This is a genomic window from Micromonospora sp. 067-2 (genome assembly GCF_046549295.1).
In the GTDB taxonomy this organism is placed as follows: Bacteria; Actinomycetota; Actinomycetes; order Mycobacteriales; family Micromonosporaceae; genus Micromonospora.
The window spans coordinates 66,300-77,869 of the sequence record NZ_JAJPWB010000012.1 but is presented as its reverse complement, the minus strand read 5'-3'; the positions used below and the strand labels follow the sequence as shown (position 1 = coordinate 77,869).

Here is an 11,570-nt window from a genome sequence, read left to right as displayed (position 1 = left end):
GAAGGACGCTTTCGTGCCCAGGACCAGGCTCCTCCAGCGGCGCGCACGCCGCGCGTTGCTACCCCTGCTCGCCGCCGTCGCCCTGGTGCTCGCCGGTGGGGCGGTGCCCGCGTACGCCGAGCCCGGTGAGGGTGGCAGCAAGAAACTCCAGGACGCGCTGGAGCTGACCGCCAGGGGCCACATCGAGGCCAAGGCCAAACTGGACAACTCCAAGCGTCGGCAGACGGCGCTCACCGGCGAGTTGGCGACCGTCGAAGCGCGCATGGTCGGGCTCACCGCCCAGGTCGGGCTGGTCGCCGCGCAGTCGTACCGCGCCGGTCGGCTCACCCCGGTGTCGATGCTGCTCAACACCGCCACGCCGCAGGCGTTCCTGCAACGTGCGGCCGACCTCGACCTGATGGCGCAGCGGGACAGCAGGCGGCTGCGCGACCTCACCGAGGCCCGGCAGGCGGCGCAACAGGACAAGGTCGCCATCGACGCCGAGGTCCGCGAGCAGCAGAAACAGCTCGCCGTGATGGCGAAGAAGAAGAAGGAAGCCGAAGAGGCACTCGCCGAGGTCAGCTCCGGCAGCAGCAGCGGCTTCACCGGCGGCAGCTCCGCCTCGGCGACGCCGGCGCCGCGCAACTCCGACGGTTCCTGGCCGTCGGAATCCTGCTCGGTGAAGGACCCGACCACCTCCGGCTGTATCACCCCGCGCACCCTCAACGCTCTCAAGCAGACCCAGGCGGCCGGCTACAAGCGGTACGTCGCCTGCAAACGCAGTGGTGGCGGCGGCGAGCACCCCAAGGGGCGGGCCTGCGATTTCGCGGCAGCCACCAACGGCTTCGAGGACCGCAACGCGACCGGCGGCGACAAGGCGTACGGAGACAGCCTGGCGGCCTGGCACGTGCGGAACGCCAACCGGCTCGGCGTGCTCTACGTGATCTGGTACCGGCAGATCTGGCACCCCGGCACCGGTTGGCGCTCGTACAGCGGCAGCGGCAGCCCGGCCGCGAGCCACACGAACCATGTTCATCTATCGATGTACTGACCCGGAACGCCAGCTTTCCTGCGTACCATCGCGACGATGAGCTCTCCACCGTCCGACGTAGCGGCCCCGCCGACTTCCTCGGCACCGTCCGTGCCGGTCACCGGCCGGGCACTGCCCAACGGTCTGGCCGCCTTCCTGGTCTTCTTCGCCAGTGGCGCCGTGCTGGTGCTGGAGACCGTGGCACTGCGCCTGGTCGGCCCGTACATCGGGGTGACCCTCCAGGTGACCAGCTCGGTGATCGGCATCGCGCTGGCCGCGATCGCGTACGGAGCGTGGACCGGCGGCTGGCTCGCCGACCGACGCGACCCCCGGGGTCTGCTGGCGCCGGCGCTGGTGCTGGCCGGCATCGCCACCGCGGTCACCCTGCCCGTGGTCAGATACGCGGGTGAGGTGCTGCGCGGTGGGGCGGCCAGCGCCATCCTGCTGCTGGTGGCACTGGCCGTGTTCGTGCCGGCGGCGCTGCTGGCGGCGGTCACCCCGTTGGTGGTGAAACTTCAACTCGCCGACCTGCGCCGGACCGGCCAGGTGGTCGGTCGGCTGTCCGGCATCGGCACCCTGGGCGGCATCACCGCCACCTTCCTCACCGGTTTCGTGCTGGTCGCCGCTCTGCCCAGCTCGGTGATCGTGCTCGCGCTGGCGGTTGCGCTCGGCCTCGCCGGCATCGGCCTGGGCTGGTATCTGCGCCGGCAGGCCCCCAGCGAGCTGCCCGGACCGGCCCGGACACGGGCCGCGCTGGCCGTGCTCGGCCTGGTCGGGGCGGGGCTGACCACCGTGGCGCCCAACCCGTGCGACATCGAGACCGCCTACCACTGCGCCCGGGTGACCTCCGACCCGAACCGGCCGAGCGGGCGGACGCTGCTGCTCAACTCCGCCCAGCACTCGTACGTGGACCTGGCCGACCCGAAGCACCTGGAGTACGCGTACACGAAGTGGATCGGCGCGGTCGCCGACGTGGCCGGGCCGGCCGGGCAGCGGCTCGACGCGCTGCACCTGGGCGGCGGCGGGTTCACCGTGCCGCGCTACCTGACCGCCACCCGTCCGGGCACCGACAACCTGGTGTTCGAGATCGACGGCGGATTGGTCGAGCTGGACGAGCGCGAGTTGGGCGTACGCCAGGGGCCGGAGCTGCGGACGGTGGTGGGTGACGCGCGGATGCTGGTCGTGGGCGGGCCGACGGACAGCCGCGACCTGGTGGTCGGCGACGCGTTCGGCCACCTGGTGGTGCCGTGGCACCTGGCCACCCGGGAGATGGCCGCCGAGGTGCGGCGGGTGACCCGCCCCGGCGGGGTGTACGTGCAGAACGTCATCGACTATCCGCCGCTGCGTTTCATCCGCGCCGAACTGGCCACGGTTGCCGCCGAATTCGCGCACGTCGCGTTGATCGCGCCGCCGGAGGCGCTCGCCGAGCAGCGGGGCTCCAACTTCGTTCTCGTCGGCTCCGACGCACCGCTGCCACTGGACGCCCTCCGGGCCCGGCTGAACGAGGTCGACGGGCGGGTGAGCCTGCTGTCCGGCCCGGAGTTGAAGGACTTCGTCGGTGCGGCGATGGTGTTGACCGACGACTACGCCCCGGTGGACCAGCTGCTCGCGACCGCCTGATCGGGTGACATCGCTGACCGATTCCGATACTTCAGGTGTAGCCGGCGCCGGTCTGGGCAACAACGGCCACCATGGGCGGTGGGGACCGGAACGGTGCGCAACTGCTCGATGAGCGGTATCGGCTCGTCGAGCAGCTCGGCGCGGGCGGCATGTCAGTGGTGTGGCGCGGCTACGACGAGGTGCTCGGCCGCCAGGTCGCGGTCAAGGTCCTGGCGTCCCGGCTGGCCAGCGACCGGGCCTTCCGGCACCGGATCCGGATGGAGGCGCAGGCCGCCGCGCGGCTCTGCCACCCCAACATCACCAACGTGTACGACTACGGCGAGTCCCAACAGGTCGGCCTGACGGTGCCGTACGTGGTGATGGAGCTGGTCGACGGCGGTTCGCTGGCCAGCCGGATGGGCCGCGAGGCGATCCTGCCCTGGCGGGAGGCGGTGACCATCGGCGCGGAGATCAGCTCCGCACTGGCCACCGCACATGCCCGCGGCGTCGTGCACCGCGACGTCACCCCGGGCAACGTGATGCTCACGTCGACCGGGGTCAAGGTCGTCGACTTCGGGATCTCCGCGCTCGTCGGAGAGAGCGAGAAGGGCCCGGACGGCGCGCTGCTGGGCACGCCGGCGTACCTCGCGCCGGAGCGGCTGGACAACGGCCAGGTCTCCCCGGCCACCGACGTGTACGCCGTGGGCCTGCTGCTCTACCGGATGCTCACCGGCCGGCTGCCGTGGCAGGCCAGCACGACCACCCAGATGCTGCGCGCGCACATGTACACCGAGCCGGAGCCGATGCCGGTCGTGCCGGGGCTGCCCGACGGCGTGGCCGACCTGGTGCGGCGCTGCCTGGCCAAGCAACCCGGCGAGCGGCCGGGCAGTGGTGAGCTGGCCCGTACCCTCGCCGACGCGGCCGGGATCCTCACGGCGGTGCCGGTCCCGCCGGCCGCCGGGCCACTGGATCCGGCCGCACTCGCCAACGCGGGCACCACGTTCCTGCCCTGGTCGGCGGAGACCGACGCGCTGCACCTCCCGCGTACCCGCGATCGGGCCAGGCGGGCGCCCAGACGCCGACGGGTCGAGGCCGGGGTGGCCGCCGCCAGCCTGCTCGCCGTCACCGGGGCCGTGTGGGGGCTCACCTCGCGTAGCCCGGCCAGCGGCGAGGACCGGCCGACGACCGAGGCGCGGATGGGTCTGCCCAAGGCGGCGTCGTGCGACGTGGCGTACGCCCTGCGCGCGGATTCGGGCAAGGACTTCGCCGCCGAGCTGACCCTGACCAACACCGGGGACACCGAGCTGCGTGACTGGACGATGAGCTTCACCTTCCCCGGTCAGCAGACGGTGACGAAGGCCGAACCGACCGCGGTGCACCAGCAGGGGCGTACGGTGCTGATCCGGCCGGCGGCCGCCCGCACCACCCTGGCTCCCGGCGCGGCCGAGAAGCTCACCCTGGCCGGGAGTTACCGCGGAGCGAACCCGCTGCCCGTGGAGTTCCGGCTCGGCGAGTCGACCTGCGGGGTCCACGTCTCGGGGGTGGCCGGCAGCGCCCCGCCCACCGCTCCGCCGGCCGCGACAACCACCCACCCGAAGGCCCCGGCGAAGGCCCCGGTCAAGGCGGCGACGGGCGGCGGCTCCACGTCGGGTGGCTCCGGGTCGGGTGGCTCCGCGTCGGGCGGTGGCACGACGAAGGGCAAGCCCGAGAAGCCTGAGAAGCACGAGAAGCCCGGCAAGGACAAGGGTTCGGGTGGTGGTTCGGGAAAAGCGAAGAAGTGACCAGGGGTGCGGGGAAGGGCCACGGCGGCCGGAAGGCGTGAGGCCGCTCAGCGCTGCCCCGCGAACCGTTGCACCTGGTCGATCCCGCCCTCCACGACCAGCACCCCGCCCTGAACGAGCGACGTGCTGTCCGAGGCGTACTGGAAACGCTCGCCCGGCAGCTTGGCGCCGATCACCCGGACCCCGTAGCGCTCGTCCGGGCGCAGGTCGAGCAGGGTCCGCCCGGCCAGGGACTCCGGCACCCGGACGGTGGCGATCGCGAAGTTGTCGTCCAGCTCGATGAAGTCGAGCAGCCGGCTGACGATCAGGTGTGCCACCCGGTCACCGGTCTCCGCCTCCGGAAAGACCACGTGGTGGGCACCGACCGACGACAGGATCTTGGCGTGTTTCTGCGACGTCGCCCGGGCCCAGATCTGCGGCAGGCCCAGCTCGGTCAGCGCCAGCACGGTGAGCACGCTCGCCTCCACCGAGGCCCCGATGGCCACCACGGCCCGCCCGAAGCCGGCAACGCCGAGCTGAAGCAGCGCCCCCTCCTCGGTGGCGTCGGCCTGGACCACCCGGTCGAGCTGGGCCGACCAGCGCTGCACCTGTTCCGGATTGCGGTCGATGGCCAGAACCTCGCGGTCCATCCGGCTCAGCGACCCTGCCAGGTGGCATCCGAAGCGACCCAGCCCGATCACCACGACGCCGGCGCCGTCGGTACGCCTGACTGACACGTTGACCCTCCTCGCTGCTAGCCGACAACGGGTTGTTCCTGGGGATAGCGGTAGAGCCGGCGTCGGGTGTTCAGGGCGATCGCCGACCCGAGGGTGAGCGGCCCGACCCGGCCGATGAACATCAGCACGGTCAGGGCCACCTGCCCGCTGGCCGGCAGCGCACCGGCCAGTCCGATGGTCAGCCCCGTGGTGCTGAAGGCGGAGGTGACCTCGAACAGGGCCGCCACGAAGCGGACCCCCTCGGTGAGCAGCAGCACGGTGATCGTCCCGGCCGTCACCAGCGCGACGCTGAGCAGGACCACGGTGATCGCTTGCCGCTGGCTGGCGGTGGCCACCCGGCGGTGCCCTACCGTCACGTCGGGCTCGCCGCGCAACTCCGCCCGGATGGTGAACGCCAGCAGGAAGAACGTGGACACCTTGATCCCACCGGCCGTGCTGGCGCTGCCGCCGCCGATGAACATCAGCACGATCAGCAGGGGGTAGCTCTCCTCCCGCAGGGCGGCGATGTCCAACACGCTGAAGCCGCCGGTCCGGCTCAGCGCGATCTGGGTGAACGACGCGAGCACCTTGCCCCGGGCGTCGTACGGGCCGATGGTGCCGTCATTGGTCCACTCGGCGGCGAGCAGACCGGCGAAGCCGATCAGCAGCAGCGCGGCGCTGCCCCAGATGGTCAGTTTGGTGGCCACCGCCCAGCCCGCCGGCCTGCGCCACTCGCGGGCCGCCTCGAACAGGGCGGGAAACCCGAGCCCGCCGACGATCGCACCGAAGGCCAGCGGCAGCGACACCCACGGGTCGCGGTCGAACGCCAGCAGCCCGTCGGAGTAGAGCGCGAAGCCACCGTTGTTGAAAGCCTGGACGGCGTGGAAGACGCCCGACCAGAGGGCCCGCCCGGGCGGGTAATCGTAGGCCAGCCAGAGTCGGCCGGCGACCAGCGCGGTCATTACCGCCTCGCACACGAAGACGGTCACCGCGATCCGGCGTAGCAGCCGACCCACGTCGCCGATGCCGAACTCCGCCGTCTCGGCCTGCACCAGCAGCCGGTTGCGCAGACCGAGCTGACGGGAGACCACCAGGATCACCAGGGCCGCCGCGGTGAGGATGCCGAGGCCGCCGAGCTGGGTGAGCAGGGTGATCACCAACAGTCCCCCGCCGGACCAGTAGTTGGGGGTGTCGGTGACCGCCATGCCGGTGACCGACACCGCCGAGGTCGCGGTGAAGAGGGCGGTGACCAGGGGTGGGCGCTGGTGGTCGACGGTCGCCCAACGCGCCATCAGCAGGCCGGTGCCGAGCAGGATCGGCACCAGGAAGCCGAACGGCACCAGCCGCACGGGATTGCGGAAGAACCGGCGCACCCAACAATCTTCCTTTTCCGTACGCGGTCGTGAGCGGGAACGCCCATTCCGGAGATTCATCTGCCGGCCAGGCATCGACCAACTTCCGGTCAATCGGAGGGGGTCTGCTGGAGCGGTTCCCCCCGACGACAGGAGACGGCGTTGCGACGTACCCTCTCGACCCTCGGCGTGGCCGGCACGTTGCTCGCCGCCGCCGTGGCCGTACCGACCATTGCCGCCGCCGACCCGGCGGCCGAGGCGGACCGCTCCCGGGCGTCCGACCGGCCGATCGTGATCGGTCACCGCGGCGCGAGCGGTTACCGGCCCGAGCACACGCTGGAGGCCTACCGGCTGGCGATCCGGATGGGCGCCGACTACATCGAGCCGGACCTGGTCTCCACCTCCGACGGCGTCCTCGTCGCCCGGCACGAGAACGAGATCTCCGGTACCACCGACGTGTCGGTGCACCCGGAGTTCGCCGCCCGTAAGGCGACGAAGGCCATCGACGGCGTGCCGGTCACCGGCTGGTTCACCGAGGACTTCACCCTGACCGAGCTGAAGACGCTGCGGGCCAAGGAGCGGCTGCCGCAGGTCCGGGTGGGAAACACCGCCTTCGACGGTCGTTTCGAGGTGCCCACCCTCCAGGAGGTCATCGACCTCGCCCGGGTCGAGGGGCGGGCGCGGGGCCGCACCATCGGCATCTACCCGGAGACCAAGCACCCGAGCTACTTCGCGTCCATCGGGCTGCCGCTGGAGGAGCCCCTGCTGCGCGTGCTGCGGCAGAACAAACTGGACCGGAGGAACTCACCGGTCTTCATCCAGTCGTTCGAGACGGCCAACCTGCGTCGGTTGAGTCGGCTGACCGACGTGAAGCTGGTCCAACTGCTCGACGCGACCGGCCGCCCGTACGACTTCACCGTCGCCGGTGACACCCGCACCTATGCGGACCTGGCTCGACCGGCCGGGTTGAAGGGGATCGCCGAGTACGCCGACGGCATCGGGGTGAACAAGAACCTGATCGTGCCCCGGGACACCACCGGCAAGCTGCTGGCCCCGACAAGCGTGGTCCGGGACGCGCACCGCGAGCGCCTGCTGGTGCACTCCTGGACGTTCCGCGCGGAGAACCAGTTCCTGCCCGTCGACTTCCGGATCGGTACCGACCCGAACGGGCGTGGCGACATCACCGCCGAGTACGAGCTCTTCCTCGGCCTGGGCCTGGACGGCGTCTTCACCGACCAGCCGGACACCGCCGTCGCCGCCCGCGCCGGCCTCGCCCGGAGCTGACACGCCGGTAGCTCCCGCCCCGCGTTGGACCTGCGCGGGGCGGGTCAGCGTATCGATCCACCGAAAGATCCTCGCTAACCGGAATCAACCACTGAAACGGACAAACCCCCCGATACTTGCACCGCATGATCTGCGTTCGGATGCAGGTCAACGGGTGGCGCCGGCTCGGACGGCGTACGGGGGTAGTGCATGTCCATTCTCAATACCGAACGGCTGCGCCGGCGCTGGAGCGCCGCCACCGCGGTGGCGTTGGTCGGCGGTCTGCTGCCGCTGGTGGGGCCGTCGGCCGCGCCCGCGCGGGCGGCCAGCCCGACCACCACCACGCTCACCGTGAACAAGGGCGGCGATCGTACCGGTGAGCAGGTCGTGGCACCGATGCCCGGTGCGACCTTCGACTTCTACGCCGGCGTCTCCGGCACCCGCCCCGGTCCGGGGGACAGCCCGACCGCCTCCTGCACCACGGACGCGACCGGGGCGTGCAGCGTCGACGTGCCAGGGCGCACCGGCACCAACCAGGGCTACTGGATCATCGAGCGGAGTGCGCCGGCCGGCTGGCAGCTCATCCAGACCCTGGACACCGGGTCGGTCAACAGCGCCACCACGCCGACCACGTACAACGGGGTCTTCACCGGTGCGGTGGCCGACAACCGGTCGTACACCTTCCCGGTCGTCACGACCGGGAACACCAACCGGACCGCACGCGGCCCCTACTGGGCCGATGCCCGGGACAATCCGCCGCTGCCGCCCAACTGCGGGCTGAAGATCGCCCTCCTGATCGACGTCTCCGGTTCGATCGCGCCGTCCCTCAATGACGTCAAGGGCGCGGCCAACGGCTTCGTCGACGCGCTGACCGGCACGCCGTCCCAGATCGCCCTCTACAAGTTCAACAACCTCGCGGCCACCGTGCTCAATCCGACGCCGGTATCCGACGTCAGCGGAGCGAACACGGTCAAGACCGCGATCAACGGCCTCACCGCAGGCGGCACCACCAACTGGGACGCCGGTCTGTGGGAGATCGCCGCCGACGCGGCCGACTACGACGCGGTCATCATGCTGACCGACGGCAACCCCACGGTGTACGGCCCACCGCCCGTGCAGGGTCCGGGCAACTTCACCCGCTTCGTCGAGGTGGAGAACGGCGTCTTCTCGGCGAACGCGGTCAAGGCGCAGGGCACCCGGATCGTGGCGGTAGGCGTCGGGGCGGGGGTCACCGGCTCGGCCGACAACCTGGCGGCGATCTCGGGCCCGGTCGCCGGCTCCGACTACTACCAGACCGACTACGAGGCGCTCGCCGAGCTGTTCCGCCAGCTGGCGCTGGAGGCGTGCGCGGGCACGGTCAGCGTGGTCAAGAAGGTCATCCCGCCCGGTGGTACGCCTGCCGACGCGCAACCCACCGGCGGGTGGACCGTCTCCACCGCCGACAGCGGGGTCACCCCGTCGAGCGGGGTTACCGACGACGCGACCGGCGCGGTCAGCTTCCAGGTGGACCTGTCGGGCGGGCCCCGGCCGGTGACGTTCAGCGAGACGGTGCAGGCCGGCTACACGCTCGTGCAACAGGGCGACTCCAACGCGACCTGCACGGCCAACGGCGCGGCCACCACGACCACGAACAGCGGAGCCGCCGGCTTCACCGTGAACGCGGCAACCAACTCGATCGTCAGCTGCGTCATCCTCAACCAGGCACCGACCCCGATCGCGTCGGTCCGGGTCGACAAGACCTGGGTGGTCAACGGGCGGAGCTTCCCCGACCCCACCCAGGACCCGCAGTTCGAGGCGGCCCTGCAACTCACCGCCGAGGATGATCCCGCTTTCGGCACCGAGTACGGCGGCTTCCAGGCGGGCCAGTCGGTAACGGTCGGCGAACAGGTGAACACCGACCTCCTGCCGCCCGGCTGCTCACCCGTGCAGGCCAGCGGAGACCTCGGCGCGCAGACCCTGACCGCCGGGCTGAACACCTTCACCATCACCAACACCGTCACCTGCGTCACGCAGTTGCGGCTGGTCAAGGCGCTGGACAACCCGTACGGAGCGCCGGAGCCGCCGCTCACCGCGTGGACGCTGAACGCGTTCCCGCCCGGCTCGACCGACCCGGTCATCACCGGCACGACCGGGGTGACCGGGACTGTGACGCCTGACGCCGTCTACTCGTTGGGTGAGAGCAACGTGCCCGGCTGGACGCAGACCGTCAACGTCGGCGCGGTCATCACGCCACCGGCCACCGGCAGCTGGGACTGCAACGTCCTCCTGCCTGACGGCGACCCCCGCGGGCCGGGCTACGACGGCAGTGACGGCCAGGTGGCCGTGCAGATCGGTCAGACGGCCGTCTGCACCGCGGTCAACGCGGCCCAGCCGGGCCGGCTGACCCTGCGCAAGCAGGTCGACAACCCGTACGGCGGCGCCGCCACACCGCAGGACTGGCTGCTGCGGGCGCTCCCGCCGACCCGCAACGACCTGCCCCCGCCGCCGCCGGTCACCGGACGCAGCGGCGAGCCGGCGGTGACGAACGCGCTGGTCTACCCGAACGTGCCCTACGCGCTCAGCGAGACCGACGGGCCCGAGGGTTACGAGCAGATCGGTGACGTGGCGTGTGTCATCAGCGGAACCGAGACGGTCGTGCCGACACCGAACGACCTGCTGACTCCGACCTTCGGGCAGGATGTCACCTGCACGTTCGCCAACCGGCAACTCCCGCCGCCGCCCGCCGAGGCCCGGCTCACCCTGCGCAAGCAGGTGGACAACCAGTTCGGCGGCACCGCGACGCCGCAGGACTGGCTGCTGAACGCCACGCCGTCACCGGTTTCCGGTGCGACGACGATCAGCGGCCGTAGCGGCGACGGCTCCGTCACCGACGTCGAGGCCACGCCGGGGGTCGGCTACACGCTCGCCGAGACCGACGGGCCGGACGGGTACGAGCAGCTCGGCCCCGTCTCCTGCGTGTTGACCGGCACCGACACGCCGGTGGCCACGCCGGACGGTGTGCTCACTCCCGACGAGGGCGCGAGCTACACCTGCACGTGGCGCAACGGCCAGCTGGACCCGGGAGGCGCCCACCTGACGCTGGTCAAGAAGGTGTGGCACGGCAAGGCCGACCCCAGAGACTGGACGCTGACCGCCGCCCCGCGCAACGGTGCGACCCCGATCAGCGCGTCCTCGGGCAGCCCGGCGGTGACCGACGTCCGGGTGCAGGTCGGGGTGGGCTACGCGCTCAGCGAATCCGGTGGGCCGAAGGGCTACGAGGAGGCGAACCCGCCGGAGTGCGTGTTGACCGGCACGGACACCCGGGTGCCGACCGCGGATCGGGTGGTCACGCCCGAGACGGGTCAGGACATCACCTGCACCTTCCACAACCGCCCCAAGAGGCACCTGCCGATCACCGGTATGAAGCTGACCGGGTTCATCGCTGGCGGCCTGCTGGCGGTGCTGGGTGGTGCGGCGCTGCTGCTGCTGACCTGGCGTCGCCGACGCGTCGCCTGACGAAGCACGGTCGGCCGAGCCTCGGCTGACCACGGAGGCCCGGCGGGTTCCACCCGCCGGGCCTCCGCGCGGCCGGTCCCAGCAACGACAGGCTGCCCGGACAGGGGTGGGCGCTTCTCGCGGCCGGCCGACGACGACGCACCGCCAACCCCGGCGCTGAACCTGCCAGCAGCGGAACACCAGGGCTGTCAAACGACCGCGGTGACATCCCTGGGGTTCCACTCGTCGAGCAGTCAGCGTGGGCGGTGGTGGGCGCCTGGGGTGTTGCGACACCTCGCTGGTGTTCGCGATGGGGGCGGTGGCCATCGTGGGGTGGGCCGTGGTCGGGGCACGACTCTGGTTGTAACCCCGGGCCACCTGATTCCTGTTACTTGTG

Annotated in this window: 7 protein-coding genes; 5 read left to right on the top strand and 2 right to left on the bottom strand. The window is 71.4% G+C overall.

Features of this window, described 5'->3' with window-relative positions; genetic code table 11:
* The first annotated feature begins 13 nt into the window (after positions 1 to 13).
* The 3 genes from ACLJN9_RS26835 (at position 14) to ACLJN9_RS26825 (ending at position 4,389) form a co-directional block, all read left to right on the top strand.
* Complete coding sequence (locus ACLJN9_RS26835; protein ID WP_410814400.1) at positions 14 to 1,030, top strand: coiled-coil domain-containing protein; 1,017 nt, start codon at positions 14 to 16, stop codon at positions 1,028 to 1,030.
* A gap of 36 nt (positions 1,031 to 1,066) precedes the next feature.
* Positions 1,067 to 2,629, top strand: coding sequence for a fused MFS/spermidine synthase (locus tag ACLJN9_RS26830; protein WP_410814399.1), 1,563 nt, complete (start codon positions 1,067 to 1,069; stop codon positions 2,627 to 2,629).
* A gap of 71 nt (positions 2,630 to 2,700) precedes the next feature.
* Positions 2,701 to 4,389, top strand: a complete 1,689-nt coding sequence (locus tag ACLJN9_RS26825; RefSeq protein ID WP_410814398.1) for a serine/threonine-protein kinase — start codon at positions 2,701 to 2,703, stop codon at positions 4,387 to 4,389.
* A 47-nt stretch (positions 4,390 to 4,436) separates the two neighbouring features.
* Here the strand turns inward: ACLJN9_RS26825 and ACLJN9_RS26820 are convergent, their stop codons facing one another.
* Positions 4,437 to 5,105: a potassium channel family protein gene (locus ACLJN9_RS26820; RefSeq protein ID WP_410814397.1), complete on the bottom strand. Its 669-nt coding sequence runs from the start codon at positions 5,103 to 5,105 to the stop codon at positions 4,437 to 4,439.
* A gap of 17 nt (positions 5,106 to 5,122) precedes the next feature.
* Positions 5,123 to 6,457, bottom strand: a complete 1,335-nt coding sequence (locus ACLJN9_RS26815) for a TrkH family potassium uptake protein (protein WP_410814396.1) — start codon at positions 6,455 to 6,457, stop codon at positions 5,123 to 5,125.
* Positions 6,458 to 6,598: 141 nt separating this feature from the next.
* Between ACLJN9_RS26815 and ACLJN9_RS26810 the strand changes: the two genes are divergently transcribed.
* Positions 6,599 to 7,720: a glycerophosphodiester phosphodiesterase gene (locus ACLJN9_RS26810; RefSeq protein ID WP_410814395.1), complete on the top strand. Its 1,122-nt coding sequence runs from the start codon at positions 6,599 to 6,601 to the stop codon at positions 7,718 to 7,720.
* A 189-nt stretch (positions 7,721 to 7,909) separates the two neighbouring features.
* A complete protein-coding gene (locus ACLJN9_RS26805) occupies positions 7,910 to 11,194 on the top strand; it encodes a VWA domain-containing protein (protein WP_410814394.1) in 3,285 nt (1,094 codons plus the stop codon).
* Positions 11,195 to 11,570 lie beyond the last annotated feature (376 nt).